Origin of the sequence: Pseudomonas sp. CM27, assembly GCF_013179515.1 — a bacterium.
Taxonomy (GTDB): domain Bacteria; phylum Pseudomonadota; class Gammaproteobacteria; order Pseudomonadales; family Pseudomonadaceae; genus Aquipseudomonas.
Window position 1 is genome coordinate 1 of sequence record NZ_JABMCN010000049.1, and the last position, 18,705, is coordinate 18,705.

Consider the following 18,705-nt stretch of genomic DNA (forward strand, 5'->3'; position numbering starts at 1 on the left):
CCGGCCACAGGTCGCGCACATCGAAGAACGACTCGCTCTGTACCGAGACCAGGTCCGGCAGCGATGTGGGCTGGCCAAAGCCCGATGCAGCAGCGGCCTTCGCCGGCGAAGAGGCCGGCACAGGCTCTCCCGCAAACGGCGACCCCAACCCCGCCCGGTCGACCGGCGCCCGCGCCGCCCAGAAGTACCGCCACAAACTGGCCGCCAACCCCCAGTCACGCACATCCCGCTCGGCATCAAAGCTCGGCTGCACCTGCCGACGGCCCAAACGCAACAGCCCCAGCCCCACCGCCAGCGGCAGCAGCGCCGCAAGCCGCGCACCCGGCACCTCGAAGCTCAGCCCCGCCCACAGGTAAACCAGAAAGCCCACCGCCAGCAACGCCGCCTTGCCGAAACCGAAAAACGGCAGGTACAAACGCGGAAACTTCACTGCATCGCTGAAATATTCAAAGTCTGCACACACAAACGGCTCGCGCAGCGAGTGATACTTGGAATTGCTCACCAGCACGATCAACAGCCACAGCAGCAGCAGGTTCACGCCACTGAACAACGGCCGCGCCGTCAGCGCATACAGCAGCCCAAGCCCCACGCACCACAGCCCGGCATGCAGCATCCAGCAGTCGGCCGGGCGGCGTAGGGCAGGGCGGGGCACCAGCAGGCGCTCGACGCCAACGGTCAGCGCCAGGCCACCCAGGGCAACCGGCAACAAGGAAACATCAATCACTGTACTTCAACCCACGCAGGATCATCGAAGAAAGCCACTGCGGGATAAGCCCCAGCAGCCAGGTGCCCAGGTTGAGCGGAAACGGAAAGCTGATACGCGCCTGGTTCGCCGCCAGCCCGCGCTTGATCCGCCTGGCCGCTTTTTCGGCCGTCCACAGAAAAGGTTTAGGCCCAGGCATTTCGAAGCACATCTTCGACTCCACATAGCCCGGCACAATCACATTCACCTTCACCCCTTCCGGCGCCAGCCAGTCACGGATGGCCTCGCCATACACGCGGATCGCCGCCTTGCTGGCGCTGTAGGTTGGCGTCACCGGCAACCCACGCCAGCCCGCCAGCGAGCTGAACAGCGCGATCTGCCCATGGCCACGGCTGCGCATGGCCGGCAGCGCGGCCTCGACGGTGGCCAGCGCGGCCATCACGTTCACTTCCATCAGCGCCCGGCTGTCGTCCCAGGCCTCCGGCTCGCCATTGGCACCCACCGCCGTATTAAGCCCGGCCCCCACCAGCACCAGGTCGGGCTGATGGGCGTCACTGACGCGCCGCACCATCGCCCGCAGCGCGTCCAGGTCGCGCACGTCCAGGGCCTCCAGCAACACCAGCGCCCCCAGGGCGCGGCACTGCTCGGCCATTTCGTCCAGGCGGTCCTGGCGCCGGCCTTGCAGGATCAGGGTCACGCCCGGGGCCGCGTAGGCCGGCGCCAGCGCGCCACCGATGCCGCCGGTGGCGCCGGTGATGAGGATGCAGCGAGGTGAAGCGTGCGAACTCATAGGTATTTTTCGATTCTTGAGGTTTTCGCCATCAGGACTTCCAGGCAGTTGGTCACCGCCATGTCCATGCCGCAGCCGGTGTAGAAGCCGCCGTTGACCTGGGTGGTGTGGATGACCGTGTTGCGGAAGCGATGGAACAGCTTGATATCCGGCATGTCCGGGTCGTGCCAAAAGTCCGCCAGGCTGCCCTGGTGGGTGAGGCCCGGCATTGCATAGATCGGGTCGGCCAAGGTGATGGTCGGGCGCCCGTGCAGCAACGCGGAAGCACCTGCAGTGCTGTTGACGGTAATCATGCCGTTGATGTGCGAGAGCAGCGTGGGCATATGCCCGCTCTCCATGAACTCGACCCGGTCGGCTACGTCGTATTCACGCGCCAGTGCTTCGGTAACGTGGCGATAGTTCACCAGCCCAGGTGTCAACGGGTGGTTCTTGATCAGCAGGCGGGCATTGAACGGGGCGTTCAGCGAGAACGAGTCGATCACGTGCTCGATGACCTGGGTCATGTTCTCGAACGGCGAGTGATCGCGGATCTGTGCGTCGCTGTCCAGCTGCAATGGCAGCAGGTAGGTAGGCTGGCGCTCACGGGCGACATCGGCGACCAGGGCATCGTCGCGGCTGCGGGCGCGGAGTAGGCGCAGGCCTTGGCGGATGAAGCCGGCGTACTCCACTGCGGCGTTGAAGGGCGCGTGGGTGCGGTATTTCGGGTAGAACAGCGCATTGAGGGCGCCGCCTGCGTGGTACATCACGTCATGGGCCGCGCGCGCGGTGAAGGACAGCTTGAACGAGTTACCGTTCTGGTAGCGCGGAATGTACTTGCCCACGTCGCGGTACCAATCTGGGTCCTTTGGCAAGCGCGAGTTGTTGTTGACGCCGTCGCGCTCCAAGGTGATCCAGTAGGGGCGGAAGTAGCCTTCTTCGAATACGTGCACACGAATGCCCTGCAAGCGAGCGAGCGTTATCGCGGTGCGGTGCACCGGGCGGCAGTCGCCGAACAGGACAAGGTCGGTGATGTCCAGCCGGCGGAATGTATCGGCATACCAGCCTTCAAGGCCATCGGCGTCACTTGGGCAAGCCATGTTTGGGCCATCCGCGCCGTATAGCTCATCACCAACGTTGAATCGCACGCTGTGCACATACTGGCCGATGTCTCGGAGGCCTTTGGCAAGGCGAGCGAAAAATGGCGAGCTTACGCCTTGAAGGAACAAGAAGTTGCAGGTGGGAATGCGCAGCAGAGGACCACGCGGCGCCCTTGCACTCAGTCGGTCGGGCGCTTCATGCCCAACAAACTGCTCAAGCGTCGTTTCAAGTCCTGCCATCGGGAAGTAGCTCCGGGCTGCGGTGGTAGCGCATGCCAATTTTGTAGTTCGTACAGTGTCTGTTCTGGTGTGGTGAAACGGTTAGTGATGCGGCTTACGTAAGTGGGGTAGAGGAGTAGTGTTCCCGCCACCAGTTGGTCCAAGGTCAGCTTTCGGCTTCGTCTCGCCTGCACCTCGGGTCGCAGGTCCATGTCCTGGGTCAACCCCCAGCCGGCATAGAAAGGCTGGCCGTAGGTGGTCACGGGCACGCCGCGCAACAAGGCTTCGAAGCCCGATTGCGAGGTCAGAACGTGTACTTCGTCGACTACTTCCAGTAGTTGCTGCAGCGGAGTGTCGCTGATGACTTCGTCGCACCAGTGCACTGTCTGTTCTTCATCATCGCCGCGAGGGCGAGTGCCTGCGAGCACTTCAGGATGAGGCTTGTACAAGACCCAGGCGTCGGGATTGCGTTCCCGGACGGCGCGTAATAAATGCAAGTTGCTGTGGATACGGTTGCTGCCAAAGCGGATGGATGCGTCGCCCTCCACCTGACCCGTTACCAGAATCACTTGCTGCACTGCTGTGGGCCTTTGCCACACGCAACCTGGCAGGTTGTACTTGGTCAGCCCTGCATTGCAGATGGCCAGCCGTAAAGACTTGGCTCGCTCTATCAAATGCGGGTCAAAGGCATGGTCGGCGAGAATCCGTTCCAGGCGCGATGTTCGGGTGGCGTCGTAATAGATTCCCAGGTCGTCAACAACCCAAGACAGGGGCCGTGCCTTGCCTGCACCCAAGCCGACGGAGCGTAAAAAACCATCCTCTACACGATGTACAGACTGGCGGTGGCCCTGTAGACGCTCGTCCTGCTTGCACCCCCAGGAAACCACCGACAACGAGTGCGAAAGACGCCTCTTGGGTTTGACGAACCGAATTGAGCTCCCATCGAAGAACAGCTTGGCAAGCGGCTCTTTCCAACGGCTGAAACCGCAAACCTGAACCTGTGCCGGTATCTGACTGCGCTGGCGCCGCTGCAGGCCCAGCCATTTGATCAGTGTTTCCGGCGTGCTTGGGCCGCTTCGTTCCGGGCATATATAGCGAGGGTAGCGAACCAGGCTTGCGTGAATCAGTTGGCCCAGGCTGACTGGCCTGCGGCGCACTGGGGCTGACAGGCGATCATCGGTCAACCCCCAGCCGGCATAGAACGGCATGCCCCAAGTGTGCACCGGCACGCCCCACAGCAGGGCATCGAAGCCGAGTTGCGAGGTCATGACATAGACGGCTCGCATTTTAGGCAGCAACTCAGCGGGGTGAATGTTCTCGGCCAAAACCCGCACGCGCGGATTTGCCGCCACTGAACTCAAATCGAAATGGCCGCTTTTGCGACCAGCCACCACATCAGGATGTACTTTGAGCAGGATGGTGCTGTTCGGGTAGCGGGCCAACGCCGCCTGCAGCATTGCTGCGAAGTCCTCGACGCTGGCGTTCTGCAACGAAGCATCACCCTTGGTCTGGTCTGCTACCAGCACACAGTTATCGGGTAGCGCGGGTATTTCGATGCGGGCACTGTTGTATTTCGAGACCCGCTGCTCCTGCCACAGTACTTGTAGCTCTGAAGCACGCACCTGCTCCTGCGCAGACAAAGGTTCAGCGATCAGTTGCTCAAGTCGAGAAGGCTGGCTGGCGTCATGATAGATGCCTACCGTGTCGACGATGATCGACAACGGAGGCTCCTCAGCCCCTAAACCCACAGAGCGCAGGAACCCGTCTTCCAGTGTCAATACAGGCTTACCGGCGCTTTGAGCCTGCGTCATGGCAATGGCCGCACTTGGCTTGCGGCCCCAAGCCATTACCCAGTCCGATTGCTGAATGTCATCCACACCACCGCACTGCAGCTCAAAATCAGGCAGCAGCGCAGGCAGGGTGGCTATTCGCTGAGCCCCCTTGGAGAGGAGCAGCAAACGTGGGCGAGGTAAAACGTCATCCATAAACGTGCAGCAGCGTTCCGTGAAAGGGCGGCAAAGCGCTGGAAGGCTTCCGGATCCATTGAGGCTTTTAAGGGCGCGAATCTTAATACAAATTCACAAAATTAGGATGGCTTCTGTCGAAAAATTCCTAATTGCCCACAGGGATCTTCTTGATCTAGGCCACTAAAATGACATCATTTCACAGGAGCTTGAGGAGATAGTGGTATTTCTCCAGAAGCAGCGTCAGGCGATCCTGGTCTTTGTACTCCTGAATGGTTTCTGGGCGCAGGCAGTGATACAGAGCTGTAAGCAGGAAGATATAGCGCTGGTTCCTCGTGGCTTCCTCACGTTCAAAATGAGCGGCGAGTGCATCGCTGTAAGCTTTGTTGAACTGGGCTTCGGCGGCCAGGAATGCTGCCATCTCTTTGCGCCGGAAAAGGCTACCGAGGTACGCCCCGCCGTCGAACCCTATGCGGCCGACCTTCACCTCGCTCCAGTCGATCAGGTACAGGCGGCGCTTGCGAATGAATAGGTTTTTCCGCAGGTAATCCATGTGGCTGATGCACTTCGTGCTGCGTTGCGCCTGGCCTGCAAGTGTACGAAGCAGCGGCTTGAACGCAGTAAGGCGTTCGGCTAAACCAGCGAAGCGAGGGTCTTCAAGTGCCAGCTGCCTGAGTGCTGGGAGGCAGCGCGCAAAATTGAAGCGCGGACGCAGCAAGAACCAGGGGCGGAAGAAATCCATGCTCCAGAGTAAAGCCGCCTTGGAGCGGGGGCTGGCCTGAAGGTGGTCATGGCTTCGGTTTTCAAGCTCAGCAATACCGCGAGCCAAGTGGAAGCCGACTGCCTCCATGCGAGGCGGTTTGCCCCGCACGTACCGAGTGAAGATCAGGCTTTCCCACGGGGTTTCGATCACTCCCAGGCAAGGTGGGTAGCGAAAGTAGATAGAGCCTTTAAGCATGCCGTCTTGGCGGTGAAAGCGAGCTTCCTGGCTGCTGATGAACGCCAGTTTGCGAATCGATTTTTCCACGACGTCATACGGGTTACCCGTGATGGGGTCTATCAGGCGATGGTAGCGGACGTAATTCACGAACGACGCGTTTGAGGCCAAGTCGCGGCTGGTGATCGTCAACGGCATGCCCGCCCACTCCGGGAAAAACGTGTGGACGTGTTGCTCGAGCGAAGCTCGATGCCAACGGAAATGGGTTTTGCCGCGAGCGGTGGGGTGAGAAGAAGCAGTCATCAGGTCTGATCAAACATAGCCATCACGCTACAGTTTTTTTTGGGGGGGATATCCTGAGCCATCAGAGATCGGCACACAACAAAAAGTTCTAAGGCCTGTTGATGCGGCCGAAGTCATTGGAGGAGCGATGCGAAGCGCAAAACGGTCGTTCAGCATTGTCTGTTCTGCAGGCTCTGGCGGAGTCTCCGAAATGCGTGGAGCCGGAGCTATGGTGAGGCTGCGGTGCTAGAGTCCTTTGCTTCGGGTGCTAAAGACTTTAAGATTCACAGCCTCGCAAACCAGTACCGTCAGGGAAGGAAATGAATCACCTCACCATCGCCAAAGAAGCCCTCATTGCCCAGGCTCAAGCTGTTACTCAGCTAGCCGACAGATTGGATGGCGAGTTCCAGAAAGCGGTCGAATTGATTCTCGGCTGCAAAGGGCGAACGGTGGTTTGTGGAATGGGCAAATCTGGCTTGATCGGCCAAAAAATGGTTGCCACTTTCGCTTCCACTGGGACGCCAAGCTTCTTCCTGCACCCTGCGGAAGCCTTCCATGGCGACCTCGGAATGCTGAAGCCCGTGGATGTCTTAATCCTTATCAGTTATAGCGGTGAAACTGAAGAGTTGATCAAGTTGATTCCCAGCTTGAAATCGTTTGGCAATAATTTGATTGCCATGACGGCTAGCAGGACTTCTACGTTGGCACAGCACGCTGATATTTGGTTGGATATCTCGGTTGAGCGGGAAGTCTGCCCGAACAATCTCGCGCCTACTACGTCAACAATTGCGACCATGGCAATGGGTGATGCACTGGCTGTAGCGCTGATCGAAGCCATACAGTTCAAGCCCATGGACTTTGCGCGCTATCACCCCGGTGGTAGCCTCGGTAGAAAACTTCTGACACGTGTTTCGGATGTGATGCATAGCCCAGCACCTTTCGTAACCCCGTCAACCAGCTTTCATGATTGCCTGCTGGTGATGACGCAGGGGCGTCTTGGGTTGACCTTGGTGAGCGACGAAGGACGTCTGGTTGGAATCGTCACTGACGGTGACCTGCGTCGGGCCCTTCTCGACAACCCAGGTGTTGTCAATGAAAGGGTACGTGCTTTTATGACGGTGAGTCCGCATGAAATTGCCTCGGATGCCCTGATTTCTGAGGCAGAAGGGTATATGCATGAGAACAAAATTCGCGCTTTGGCTGTGAGGGATGTGTCGACAGGGCAGGTGAGTGGGGTAGTAGAGATCTTCGATTGATTAGCCTGAGTTCTCAATGCGGCGCTTGGCTCGCGATCGGCTAACCTGGGCTATGTCGTGTAGCCTGTTTCCGATGGCCGGTCGAGTCCCTGACACTGAAACTGAAATATTGGGAGTCCTATGATCAGCTAGGTAGGCACCTAGAGTTGATCATATAGTTCCATTATTTGGGGGTCAGGGTGATGCTAGTTACTGCCTGTTGTCTGATTTCTCTTATTTTGTTTTTTTCTGTATTAGGTTGGGCCTTTCACTTGAGTCACGATGACGATTACTGATTTTTGAGGGTTGGTGTCGAAAGTGTTGACTTGAGAGTGCTTTGCGTTTGATACTCGTATCCATTTTTTGAGGGGGTGCGAGACTCATATGGCGGTAAGAATAAAAAAAATTGTTTTGGGTGGGGAGGTAGCAGAGGCGCTGGCTGATCTGGGTTCCGTGGACTATTTTCATGTTGATCACTCTGAGCATGTTGGGTTCGAAAATCTTTTACATGTTAGTCGCAAGGTTCCTGCCGCCAAGTCGTGGGTAGTTGCTTTAGCGAATGCTGGATTCAGCTTGTATAAGTCTTGTGATGGTGTTTCTAGTTTCGTCAGAAATAGTGAGATTGCTAATTTTTGGCATAGGATAAAAGCTGGGGAATTTAAAACCTTCGGCGGCCTTGTATATCAACTGGAACTCCCTGAAAAACAGAAGGCTTCAAGAGTTCTGGTAGTGTTCTCATCAATCGGTGAGGATATCTTCACTTCAAGCCTGATGAGGCTTTTTACCTTTAATTTCAAATCTATCGGCAAATTTATTCCTGCGGATACGGCGGTGTTGCGCATTGCTGATGTGGGGGGGTTGTGGGTAGCTTCTACTTGAATAACAATTCCGATAAGGAGTTTGCAGATCGTGTAACTGCACTGATCAATGAAGTGAGTAGTGGCTTGGGTGTCAAGGCTGACAGGGTCACTGTCTATGGAGCGTCAAAGGGTGGTACTGGTGCCTTGTACCATGGTGTTACGGGTGGTTTCAATGCTGTCGTAGTGGATCCCATAGTTTCTGATGAGTACTATGAGAAGGTATATGCTGACTCTCACTTTACAATCGGTACGTTCCCCGAAAGCAAGCAACAAGTTTTTGCTAGAGTCCTCAATACTGGGCGACAGTTAAAGCAGAAAATTTCCATTATATACTCATCACGGTCCCCGCAGTATGAGTACATAACGAAGATCGTAAAGTCGTCAGAGCTTGGAAGGCAGTTTAGTTATTTTAACTCGACAAACACATTGATTAATGATCATCCCGACGTGGGGGCGCAGACGGTGAATGTCGCGGTTATGCTGATAAACATGTCGTTGTATCAACTTCGGTCGGATTGCTGCAGTGTAGATGTTGTTTGATGGGTGAGGTGGCTAAAATTGTGCCTGTGATCTAGTAGAGGGGTCATCAAAAATGACCCCGATGCATCAGTAAGCCTTTCCAGATTTATAATAAGTTTCGAAACAGAAGTTGGTGGCGTCGATGTATCCTTCCGCGCCGCCGCAGTCGAAGCGCCTGCCCTTGAACTTGTAGGCTATCACGCAGCCGCTCTGCGCTTGTTTCATTAGCGCATCAGTGATCTGAATCTCGCCTCCCTTGCCTGGTTCGATGTCCGAAATGATGTCAAAAATATCTGGCGTCAGGATGTAGCGACCAATGATGGCCAAGTTAGAAGGCGCATCTTCCGGCTTTGGTTTTTCTACCATATTGGTGACGCGGTAGATATCGTCTCTTATCATGTCGCCAGCAATAACACCGTATTTGTAAGTGTCAGCTGGATCCACCTCTTGAATGGCGACAATCGAGCACCGGAACTGGTTGTAGAGTTTGACCATTTGCGTAAGAATACCGTCGCCCTCAGGGTTGACGCAGAGGTCGTCGGCTAGTACAACGGCGAAAGGTTCGTCTCCGATCAGTGGGCGACCGGTCAGAATCGCATGCCCTAACCCCTTCATTTCTGTTTGGCGCGTGTAAGAGAAGGAGCACTCATCGAGAAGTCGGCGGATGCCAACAAGATATTTCTCTTTGTCTGTGCCTTTGATCTGAGTTTCAAGCTCATAGCTTATATCAAAGTGATCCTCTAGAGCGCGTTTTCCGCGGCCGGTCACGATGGATATTTCGCTCAGTCCTGCATCCAGGGCTTCCTCGACCCCGTACTGAATAAGCGGCTTGTTAACAACAGGCAGCATCTCTTTCGGCATGGCTTTGGTGGCAGGCAAGAAGCGCGTTCCATAGCCGGCCGCAGGAAACAAGCATTTTTTGATCATGTGAAACCTTAGTTGAGCTTTAAGTGGAAACTACTGGTATAGAAAGTTTACTTGAATATTGAGTTGAGAAGGTTTCCAAGTCTTACCCCTGCTGCTAACAAGCGCTCGTCTACAATCTCGGTGTTTTCTTTGTAATAGCCATCACTCAGAGGGATTGGGCGTTTTGATCGTGCCAAGGCATAACTTCCGCCGTAGATTACCCGTTTCGCAATATCATGGCTTTCCATAGCCCAGTCTTCAGGTGTGTACTGCTCAATTCGCTTGGGGTGGCTGAGCAGTCGTTCGGCGATGCGCTCGGGGCTTTGATGCAAGCTTCTGATTATAATGGTGTCCCAGACTTTATGCAGTTTCCAGCGTTGACGGCTTGGGAGGGTGCGCATAACGCCGGTCTCGCGAATGGCGTGCAAGGGTTGGTGAACGTCCCCTACATAGTGTACAAGAAACTTCAAGGCTTGCTGAGTGTCGGGAGTGATTTCTTTGCTTTTTGCATACATCCCGAGCTGGGCTTCAGATTGGTAGATGCCTTCAATTACACACCTGTACTTGCCTGAACAGTCACGTTTGGCTGAGTAACTGCGGGCATTGAAAGGTATCTTCACGACATGGCTAATCTGGGGTACCGAATCGTTCCCCCGCATGTCATCTGCCCAAGAGGCTATATCTGAGATCTTGCCGCCAGCATCACGTTGTAGGAGCTGATCGATACCCTGTTTTGCCTCTGGAGACAATCTAGCTTCGGCGACCAGTGCGACAACCTTATGGCCTTCGACGCCCCATGCAAAAGAACTTTGGGAGTATGACGTAGCGAGAAAGTAGATCAGGATGAGTTGTAGGATCTTCAATGGATGCGGCCTGCTCACCTTTGTGTCAATAAATTCGCGCCAATAAATTGGCGACTTAGGTTTTCGGTTTGATTCGTTTGGTACCTAGGGTATCATTCGTCGTTTTCGAATCAAGCGTAAATGTGATGTCATCACGTGGCGCGCCAGAATACTGTAAGGCGCAAGCATAAAGGTTACGAGGATTAGAGCAACGATGGACTGTTAGCAGAAACGTTATTTTTTTAAGATTTTTTTGAGCTAAGTATTCTGAAAAGGTGCGTGATGACTGAAGTAGTAATTTTTGATGGCTCTTTGCCATTGCCCGAGGCTCTCAGTATTGAGGGTAAGCGACAAGTCAAGTTGGTCGGTGATGATACAGAAAATTTAAAGCTGCTTCGTACGCAGATTTTCTACCAATTGAAGTCGGATGGCACTACTGATTTTGACTGGGTGCCAACCTCGGAGCACGAGAGGGATGATGCGTCCCTGAGCGTCTCTCTGTTTGCTGGGGTGCCTGCAGACGTATTCCTCATGTTTGACCTGGCTGACCGGCAACATCTCCACCAGCTTCAGGCTGATGGCAGTTCGGTGCTTAGCAATTTCAAGAAAATCCTGGTGCCGGGCCTGTGGATGGCACGCAGTCTCTTGAATGATAAAAAGCTTGGTCTGAAATCCTCAGACGTCGTAGTAGTCGGATCTCCGAGGGTTGATTATCTTCGCTCATTGGCAGGGCGAGTCAATAAGCCAGATAGCAATGATGTACCACGCGTATTGTACGCGCCGATTCATGGTAATTGGTTTGATCACACTGGCAATTCGATGAGTTCGAATAGCCATTTTGAGGGCTTTTTGGACGAGTTGAGCCGTCATTGCACTTTGGTGGTGGCTGAAGATCAGCGAAATAAGCTGAATAAGAGACCGATCACACAAGAACTATTGGATGCTGATGTCGTCATTACAGACTATACGTCGGTAGCGTACGAAGCTTGGGCACTTGGCAAACCAGTGATTTTTCCTCGATGGATTGTGGGAGATGCCATCTTTGAAAAAGCACCCAAATCAGCGGAAGCAGAAATTTATAGCCGACGTTTGGGCTATCACGCTGAAAGCTTTGAAGAGCTGATTGAGTTCATAAAGTCTGGTAGTGGTTTACAAGTGAGCGGCGAGGTCAAAGAATTTTGCCGCGATTATCTGAGTAATTTTGATGAGTCCAATAGTGCTTCGAAAATATGTAATCTATTGAGCTATCTGAGTGAGCCAGACTCGGCAGTAGGTGAATCAAAAGTTCGCGCTGAAATCGATTCTTACTTGAAAGAAAAACACTGGGCGCAAGCGGAAGCAGCGCTTATGGGTTTGGTTTCAATCTATCCCGACGATGCAAGCTTGAATAATAAGCTGGCGATCGCGTATCAGGGGCAGCATAAGTGGTGGCAAGTAGTATCAGCGTTGAAGAATGTTGTCAGTATATTCAACGAAGATGCCGAGCTTTATCAGCGCTTGGGTACTGCTGAAAAAAAAATGGGGCACTTCCGTTCCGCCGCAACCGCCTATGAAAAAGCGATAAAATTCAGCAAATCGGTACCTGCGGAGTGGTTTTATCGATTGGGATATTGCTACGAAAGCGACTGCCATGAAGGCGCTTCAGATCAACAATCCGCTGTCGTTGCATACAAAAAAGCGTGTGAGCTTGATAAGAAACATAAGTCTGACAAATATGGTATCGGTGCTTTCCATGCTGCCGTCGGACGCTGGTCTAACGCTAGCAACGCATTCAGTGCACATAAAAGCGTCTTAAAGTTTGATTTTGACTTGAATTTCCGCTTGGGTAGGGCCCAGGAGCGCTGCTATCTCTGGGATGATGCGGAGGTTTCATATCGTACCGCCATTGGCTTGCGAATGAAATCGGCTGAATCCCATTTCCGCCTGGGTTTCACGCTTGAGCGGCAGCAGAAATATGCGCAAGCCTTCGAGTCCTACAAGTACGCGATCAAACTAAGTGGTAAAGGTCTTGCTGAATGGCGTTACCGCGCAGGGATGGTTTTGCTTAAGCTGGGTCGATTTGACGAGGCGTGTAACTTCTTCTTGGCAGTGACTGGCACTGGCGCACCTGTCGATTTTGAGGCGAAGCGCTACGAGGCGTCATTGATGTCTTACCGCGTTGAAAATGTCCGGTCTGACCTTCACCAGAATCCAGGCGAGAGCGCATCATGGTTCGAATATTACGAAGCCCAGCTTCAGCAGGGTAACACCGTTCTCGCTAAGGAGGGTTTGGCCAACGCTACGGTTTATGCTGATGAGAAAGCCGTTGGGAAATTGATTTCTCTTTCCAATGCGCTAACCAATAAACTGGATGAAGCGGCGCTTGTTGAAGCACGTCTACAGCGCGACTGTACGAATCCCGAAACTTGGGTTTCATACAGTAAGATCCAAGTCGCATTGGGTCGGGTACCGCAAGCAGCAGAGGCTATGCAGCAAGCTATCTGGCGCTCCAATGAGCACAAACCAGCGATGTACTATGAGCTTGGTCGTCTGTTGGCGTTGGCGGGGCAATCACAGGAAGCTTGCGAAGCATTCCGCGCTTACAAAGTGATTCAGCGTCCGCATGGCGCATATGAAGACAAATTGCTTACCGATAACGCACTTAACTTTCATGCCACTTACAAAGAGTTTGTTGAAGTTCTTCCGATCATGGAGGATGCTATTTTATATGAAGTGCATAACGGCTCTTCAATGGCATGTAACCCATTGGCGATCTTTGAGTACCTGCTCGCTGATGAAAGTTATCGCGATCGAAAGCATTTTTGGGTAATCAATGACATTTCAGGCGTGGAGGCGAAGTATCGAAGCCTCAAAAATGTTTTCTTTGTGAAACGAGGAAGCAATCTTTATCTGCGGTTGATTGCATCTTGCAAGTATCTAATTTGCAACGGTACATTTGCTGAATACTTTGTGAGAAAGCCAGGTCAGCAATATCTCAATACTTGGCATGGTACGCCATTGAAGACGCTGGGTAGAGCGATGAATACCCCGCCGTACACCCGCGCTAATACTGCGAGAAATTTCTTGCACGCAACTCACCTGATCTTCCCTAACGAGCATACTCGCCTCACTCAAGTTGAAGGTCACAGTATCCATCGTGTTTTGAATGGTGTTCAGCTGATTAGCGGCTACCCGCGGAATGATCAGTTATTCACCATCGATCAAGATAAGCTTGACACAATCCGACTTGCCCTGGGTATCACCGCCAGAAAGCCAGTTGTTCTGTTTGCCCCTACCTATCGTGGTAGTTGGAACTCTCCTCAGTTAGAGGCAGAATTCTTGATTGAGCAGCTAAAAAGCATAATCTCCGACGATTACACTTTGCTGTTCCGTGGTCATCATCTGGTTGAAAAGAAGCTCGCAGATCTAGATTTGCCAGTTAAGCTTGCGCCGCAGTCAATTGATACAAATGCATTGTTGCCTGTGGCAGATATTTTAATATCTGATTATTCTTCGATCATCGTCGACTACATGACGCTTAAGCGTCCGGTTCTGCATTTTATCCCTGACTGGGATGATTACAAAAGTGAGCGCGGGCTTTACTTTGAGCGTGATGAACTTCCTTGGCCGCAATGTGAAACAGCTGAGGAGTTGAGAGGTTTAATTCAGAGTGCCCTGAATAATCCAAGTCAGTACGTGAATGATGCGTATAACGAATTTCACGAGCGATTCTGCGGTGTGGAGGATGGCAAATCGACGCAACGGGTCGTTGAATTCTTCTTTAATCATCGGGAGCTGAAGAATACTCAGAGCGCCAAAAAACCAATTGTTGTACGTTCCGCTCTGGGTACGATCAATGGCGTTGCGACTTCAGCAATTTCCTTGGTGCAAAATCTAGCTGCCCAAGGCAATAAGGTAGTCGTGCTTTTGGATGCTGTAGAGTTGCGCAAAGAAGAAGCTGGTTTTGATGGGATTCGGAAACTAGAAGAAGTAGCAGACGTAATTTTCAGAACCGGCCGGAGCTCTATGAACTTGGAGCAGCAGTGGGTTTCGGATAAATTTAACTCTGAAGGTGTCTTCTACTCCGAAACGATGCGCGATGTATATGATGGGGCGGCGAGACAGGAATGTTATCGCGTTCTGGGAGATCTCGAGGCAGAGTTTAGCGTCGAGCACCAAGGTTATCATCCTTTCTGGGCGGGCTTCATGGCCGCATTACCAGCAACTCGGCATTTAATTTACCTGCATAATGACATGCTGGAAGAGTCTGAGAAACGGCTACCGAACTTGAGAAAGGTATTCAAGTTCTATGATAAGTTTGATGCGTTTCTCAATGTATCAGAAAGCTCGATGAACATTAATAGGGAGAGCTTTAAGGCTATTAATCCGGAAATTGTGAGTTCATTCCATCTGGTTAGGAATGGACTGGATGTAAGTCGCATCATAAATGATGCTGAGTTGGATCTTGATGATGAAGGCCTGATTGCTCTTAAATCAGACACCAGGTTCAAGATTGTGAACGTCGCCCGTATGTGGCCTGAGAAGAATCAGGTGCGATTGATTGAGATGGCCAAGATACTCGTTGATGACGGCCATGACATAGCAGTATATATCCTGGGGACAGGCCCACTGCATGCGCAGCTCGAAAATCTTGTTAAAGAGCTTGGCCTGCACGACCGAGTAATGTTGCTGGGAGTTAAAAGAAATCCGTTCCCATTCGTTAAGGCCTCGCAGTGTCATGTACTGTCTTCCGATTATGAAGGTCAAGGCATCGTACTGCTCGAAGCGATGACGCTTGGAGTGCCCTGTGTTTCAACCAATATTCCAGGGCCCGATGATGTTCTGGAGAACGGGCTGGGTATCCTGACACCGCTCTCCGCAGAGGGCCTGGCAGAGGGCGTTAAGCAGGTTATTAGCGGAAGCTTCCAACCGCGCCATTTTGATGCTCGAGAGTATAATTCGATAGCTTATCGTGACTTCACAGTAGCCGCTCAGTGAAGGTGCGTGCTGGTTGAAGCCGGTACTTTACAATAATGGGGCACTTGTTGCCCCATTGTTGTTTTCGATGATAATAATGCCAGTGAATATCGAACTGGCTGTTAGTCGGCAATGTTTGGTTAAAGATGGTGCGCATATTCAGGGTTCTGCCCATTGCTCTAAGCTGGGGCTGAATTACAGTTTGCGCTCTCCCTGAAGAGTGCGCTTTTTGCATTCATTGGTTTTGCCTCGAATTTTTATATCTTTGGTTGTCGTATCGCTGAAATTGTTCTTTTTATAATTTTGCACGGAGTATTTGATGTGGCTGTTAATGTTAAGAGGCTGAGTGCTTACGAAGACGACAACGGAAACAAAATTGAATTCAAGGGGGTCATAGAGCACAATGTTAATATTGTTTTTCGTGGCGTAAACAATAGATTGGTGGTGCACGAAGGCTTCGCAACTGCAAGTCTTACTGTTACTTTCGACTGTAATGATGCCGTGTGCACCTTAGGTGAAAATACTTTCCGCGGATTTATAAGGGTTGGGGAGAGTTGCGTGCTTTCGATCGGGCGTGGGGTGACTTGCACCGACAATGCTTATATCTCTACTGCGGAACACTCAAGCCTTAGTATCGGTGACGACTGCATGATAGCGGCATCCGTTCAAATAAGAGCAGATGATGCTCATCCTATATTTTGCGTCAAGTCGGGGGAGCGTCTCAATCTGCCTGAGCCAGTTATTATTGGTAATCATGTATGGATTGGGGCGCGTGCGGCGATCCTAGGAGGGACATCTATCGGGGATGGTTCAATCATTGGATTTGGCAGCATCGTTAAAGGAGTATTCCCTAACAATTGTATAGTTGCAGGAACTCCGGCAAGGCTCATTCGGAAAGATGTTGCATGGGAAAGGCCTCACCTAACTCTAAGCAAGCCATTTTTCAAGCCAGATGCATCTGCTGTGGAAAAATCGGTCTATTGGAACTTGACCAGCGAAAGCTGAATGGCTGGATATGATATGCCGCATAACCCGGAGCAGATCTCCGGGTTATGGCACTACAACACTAAGCTGATACTAACAAGGCTGATCGCAATTGCTCGCTAGCTATCGAGAGCACCCATCCTGAAATTCTGTATTACTTGTGTGTATCAGCTCGGATCTCGAAGCTAGACCTGAACGGGTTTCATAACTTTTTTTGCTATTCGTAAATTCCCAGACTCCCAAACTTCGCTGACACAGTTTGCGATCAGTTCGTAAGACCTGCCCAGGGTTCGCCTAGGTAGGTAAGACTCCATGAACTGCAAGGTCCGCATGTCTGGTTTTTTTACTTCCCGAATCATATCCACCATTTCATCAAAGCTGTTGGCGTGTAGGCCCAATCGCTCATGGTAGATATGGCTCTCTGCGGAGCCCAAGTCGTCGTACAGGTTACCCTCGCCAATAAGCCAGGAAGGAAAAATTACAGGCTTGCCCAGCGCCCAGGCTTCATAGACGAGGGTTCCGCGGTCGGCGATAACCACATCCGCTTCGATCAGTTTCTCGAAGGTCGGCTTTTTCGACTCTCGCAAATTGGGATGCAGTGAAAAATCGTAATCAAAGAGCGCCCGTAGCCTATCCTCATAGGGGAGTATGCCTGGGTAGCTTGAAATTATCCCCGCTTTACTCTCAGCGTTATGTGTTGGAGCCCACAAGACTTTGATCTTACGAAAGGGCGACAGCTTAGCGATTTTGTCGGCCATCGTCTGCTCAGACAACTGCTTTTTCTGTGCGGCGAGCAGTGTATCTATTCGAGGCCAACCTACGACCTTAATTTGATTAGCTGACAGTTCCACACCCCGGGTGTTGAGCAACTTGCGCTTGAGCCAGTCGCCCGGTACGCAAACCGAGCGGTACTTATTGATCTCAAAGCCACGTTGTGGGTCGCGGCGGGTGAGGTAGTTTTTGTCGGCCAAGCCGTGGGACATCATGACGTGAGCTCGACGATAAATGAAGAACGTCACATTCACCGCCCCAGCGCGCGTGGACACTGGGGCTTGCGTCGACTCCCAATCGGGCAACTGAGCGCTTATGCCTGCAGCAAACTCCTCCTCCAGCAAGCGAAGATTTTCGCTTGCTACATAGGCGTAATGAACCTGTTTGGCGTGACTCATTGCATAGGACCTCAGGCGACCGCTGAAGTCGTTGGCGTTTTAAGGTGAGCCTTGATGAGGCTGCTGGAAATCTCTGGGGTGCGAGCCAAGTAAACGACTTCGCAAATGTCATTAAGGAAGTCAAATTTACCTTCCCAGTCATCGCCCATCACAAAAATGTCAACATTGTGCGCGATGATGTCTTCTCGCTTCTGCTCCCAGGTCAGTTCCGGGATGACGAGATCTACGTGGCGGCATGCCGCTACCAGCTGGCTGCGGTCGGCGTAGCTTGAGTAAGATTTTTTACCCTTGCCTTCGTTGAAGCTGTCTTCAGAGACTGCCACGATCAGGCGGTCGCCCAGTGAGCGCGCGCGCTCGAGTAGGCGAACGTGGCCGACATGGAACAGGTCGAAGGTGCCATAGGTGATTACTGTTTTAGCACGAGTGCTCATGTGATCTTCCTGATTATGAGTCGATAGAGGATATAGGTTGATTAATGGACTTCAAAGGGCTTTGATAAAATCTCTGCATTCATCATCGACTTTGTAACGCGATCGAGACCACGTTACCCCGTGCTTGATTACTTTTGCCGGTATGCCGACCGCTAAGGAGCAGGCTGGTACATCTTTGGTGACTACGGACGATGCGCCAATGATTGCGCCTTGGCTGATTCGGTTGCCTGGGAGAACCATGACCCTCTTGCCAAGCCACACCCGTTGCTCGATAACCGTATGGGAGTCTTCGGAGTTGACCAGCTCAAGAGTGTCGATATCGACGATCCCATGGGCATCATGGCCTTGAATCACAACATCTTCACCGATCAGGCATTGCTTACCGATGCTGATGCCGTTGCCGTGTACCGCAATGTGGATTCCTCGGGAAGTAACGGCATCGCCTACACAGATCTTCGGCTTGAGGTTGTTAAGACGAATGTCGAATTTGCCCTCACACTTTGCCCCGATGAATACCTTTGCGTGACTTTGGCGGAACATCACCCGGATTTGAGCCGTGTCGCTTAGGATTACAAGTGTGCAGTTTGCAACCTTCTTTTTCCCCAAAAACTTAATTTCAACATTTTTCTTTCGCTGAAGAATGTCGTTGAAAATCTTGGCCGTGGTAAACAGTTTGCAGTTTGCCTCAAAGAGGTCCGGCAGTATCTGCTTGGCGGACAACTCGCTCAGGGCATATTCTTTGATCGGCAGTGCGTGCGTTTCTGCGTCCAGCATCGTATCGATACTGATCTCGGGAAAGATGGATTTAAAAATTTTTGCAATCACCAGTTTT

General features: G+C 52.3%; 14 protein-coding genes and 1 pseudogene. 5 read left to right on the top strand and 10 right to left on the bottom strand.

Going from position 1 to position 18,705, the window contains the following annotated elements; genetic code table 11:
* The 5 genes and pseudogenes from HP547_RS08510 to HP547_RS08530 all read right to left on the bottom strand — a co-directional run.
* Nucleotides 1–709: pseudogene (locus HP547_RS08510) on the bottom strand (LTA synthase family protein); the annotation flags it as partial.
* Between the two features lie 7 nt (nucleotides 710–716).
* Nucleotides 717–1,493, bottom strand: a complete 777-nt coding sequence (locus HP547_RS08515) for an SDR family oxidoreductase (RefSeq protein WP_172225515.1) — start codon at nucleotides 1,491–1,493, stop codon at nucleotides 717–719.
* Nucleotides 1,490–2,809, bottom strand: coding sequence for a capsule biosynthesis protein (locus tag HP547_RS08520; protein WP_172286028.1), 1,320 nt, complete (start codon nucleotides 2,807–2,809; stop codon nucleotides 1,490–1,492). The genes HP547_RS08515 and HP547_RS08520 overlap by 4 nt, the downstream gene beginning before the upstream one ends.
* Nucleotides 2,749–4,773 carry a capsular polysaccharide biosynthesis protein gene (locus HP547_RS08525; RefSeq protein ID WP_172286029.1) on the bottom strand — a complete coding sequence of 675 codons (2,025 nt, stop codon included), beginning with the start codon at nucleotides 4,771–4,773 and terminating at the stop codon, nucleotides 2,749–2,751. Before HP547_RS08525 ends, HP547_RS08520 begins: the two co-directional genes overlap by 61 nt.
* 178 nt (nucleotides 4,774–4,951) lie before the next feature.
* Nucleotides 4,952–5,887: a phosphotransferase gene (locus tag HP547_RS08530; protein WP_256676294.1), complete on the bottom strand. Its 936-nt coding sequence runs from the start codon at nucleotides 5,885–5,887 to the stop codon at nucleotides 4,952–4,954.
* Nucleotides 5,888–6,291: 404 nt separating this feature from the next.
* On the opposite strand from HP547_RS08530, the gene HP547_RS08535 reads away from it, so the two are divergent.
* The 3 genes from HP547_RS08535 to HP547_RS29925 all read left to right on the top strand — a co-directional run bounded on the left by HP547_RS08535 (nucleotide 6,292) and on the right by HP547_RS29925 (nucleotide 8,606).
* On the top strand, nucleotides 6,292–7,227 hold the full coding sequence (locus HP547_RS08535) for an SIS domain-containing protein (protein WP_172286030.1): 936 nt from the start codon (nucleotides 6,292–6,294) through the stop codon (nucleotides 7,225–7,227).
* Nucleotides 7,228–7,590: 363 nt separating this feature from the next.
* Nucleotides 7,591–8,085: a hypothetical protein gene (locus HP547_RS08540; RefSeq protein ID WP_172286031.1), complete on the top strand. Its 495-nt coding sequence runs from the start codon at nucleotides 7,591–7,593 to the stop codon at nucleotides 8,083–8,085.
* Nucleotides 8,067–8,606, top strand: a complete 540-nt coding sequence (locus HP547_RS29925; RefSeq protein WP_372242871.1) for an XcbB/CpsF family capsular polysaccharide biosynthesis protein — start codon at nucleotides 8,067–8,069, stop codon at nucleotides 8,604–8,606. Before HP547_RS08540 ends, HP547_RS29925 begins: the two co-directional genes overlap by 19 nt.
* 66 nt (nucleotides 8,607–8,672) lie before the next feature.
* On the opposite strand, the gene galU is transcribed toward HP547_RS29925, so the two are convergent.
* Both galU and HP547_RS08555 read right to left on the bottom strand, forming a co-directional pair.
* The gene (gene galU / locus HP547_RS08550; protein ID WP_172286033.1) at nucleotides 8,673–9,512 is read right to left on the bottom strand and encodes a UTP--glucose-1-phosphate uridylyltransferase GalU; all 840 of its coding nucleotides are present in this window, start codon (nucleotides 9,510–9,512) and stop codon (nucleotides 8,673–8,675) included.
* 47 nt (nucleotides 9,513–9,559) lie between these two features.
* Nucleotides 9,560–10,354 carry a S1/P1 nuclease gene (locus HP547_RS08555; RefSeq protein WP_172286034.1) on the bottom strand — a complete coding sequence of 265 codons (795 nt, stop codon included), beginning with the start codon at nucleotides 10,352–10,354 and terminating at the stop codon, nucleotides 9,560–9,562.
* A gap of 261 nt (nucleotides 10,355–10,615) precedes the next feature.
* Between HP547_RS08555 and HP547_RS08560 the strand changes: the two genes are divergently transcribed.
* The gene (locus HP547_RS08560; protein WP_172286035.1) at nucleotides 10,616–15,310 is read left to right on the top strand and encodes a CDP-glycerol glycerophosphotransferase family protein; all 4,695 of its coding nucleotides are present in this window, start codon (nucleotides 10,616–10,618) and stop codon (nucleotides 15,308–15,310) included.
* Between the two features lie 300 nt (nucleotides 15,311–15,610).
* Nucleotides 15,611–16,294 (top strand): acyltransferase, encoded by a 684-nt coding sequence (locus tag HP547_RS29930; RefSeq protein ID WP_172286036.1) that lies wholly within the window; start codon nucleotides 15,611–15,613, stop codon nucleotides 16,292–16,294.
* A 164-nt stretch (nucleotides 16,295–16,458) separates the two neighbouring features.
* On the opposite strand, the gene HP547_RS08570 is transcribed toward HP547_RS29930, so the two are convergent.
* The 3 genes from HP547_RS08570 to HP547_RS08580 are packed head-to-tail and all read right to left on the bottom strand — an operon-like array spanning nucleotide 16,459 to nucleotide 18,698.
* Complete coding sequence (locus HP547_RS08570; RefSeq protein ID WP_172286037.1) at nucleotides 16,459–17,442, bottom strand: hypothetical protein; 984 nt, start codon at nucleotides 17,440–17,442, stop codon at nucleotides 16,459–16,461.
* An 11-nt stretch (nucleotides 17,443–17,453) separates the two neighbouring features.
* Nucleotides 17,454–17,873, bottom strand: a complete 420-nt coding sequence (gene tagD / locus HP547_RS08575) for a glycerol-3-phosphate cytidylyltransferase (protein WP_172286038.1) — start codon at nucleotides 17,871–17,873, stop codon at nucleotides 17,454–17,456.
* Nucleotides 17,874–17,924: 51 nt separating this feature from the next.
* On the bottom strand, nucleotides 17,925–18,698 hold the full coding sequence (locus tag HP547_RS08580; protein ID WP_172286039.1) for an acyltransferase: 774 nt from the start codon (nucleotides 18,696–18,698) through the stop codon (nucleotides 17,925–17,927).
* Nucleotides 18,699–18,705 lie beyond the last annotated feature (7 nt).

Excerpts from the sequence above, each read along its gene's own strand:
- HP547_RS08530 (WP_256676294.1), bottom strand. The coding sequence starts at position 5,887 with ATGCCGTTGACGATCACCAGCCGCGACTTGGCCTCAAACGCGTCGTTC.
- tagD (WP_172286038.1), bottom strand. The coding sequence starts at position 17,873 with ATGAGCACTCGTGCTAAAACAGTAATCACCTATGGCACCTTCGACCTG.
- HP547_RS08540 (WP_172286031.1), top strand. The coding sequence starts at position 7,591 with ATGGCGGTAAGAATAAAAAAAATTGTTTTGGGTGGGGAGGTAGCAGAG.
- HP547_RS08515 (WP_172225515.1), bottom strand. The coding sequence starts at position 1,493 with ATGAGTTCGCACGCTTCACCTCGCTGCATCCTCATCACCGGCGCCACC.
- galU (WP_172286033.1), bottom strand. The coding sequence starts at position 9,512 with ATGATCAAAAAATGCTTGTTTCCTGCGGCCGGCTATGGAACGCGCTTC.
- HP547_RS08560 (WP_172286035.1), top strand. The coding sequence starts at position 10,616 with ATGACTGAAGTAGTAATTTTTGATGGCTCTTTGCCATTGCCCGAGGCT.
- HP547_RS08570 (WP_172286037.1), bottom strand. The coding sequence starts at position 17,442 with ATGAGTCACGCCAAACAGGTTCATTACGCCTATGTAGCAAGCGAAAAT.
- HP547_RS08535 (WP_172286030.1), top strand. The coding sequence starts at position 6,292 with ATGAATCACCTCACCATCGCCAAAGAAGCCCTCATTGCCCAGGCTCAA.
- HP547_RS08525 (WP_172286029.1), bottom strand. The coding sequence starts at position 4,773 with ATGGATGACGTTTTACCTCGCCCACGTTTGCTGCTCCTCTCCAAGGGG.
- HP547_RS08520 (WP_172286028.1), bottom strand. The coding sequence starts at position 2,809 with ATGGCAGGACTTGAAACGACGCTTGAGCAGTTTGTTGGGCATGAAGCG.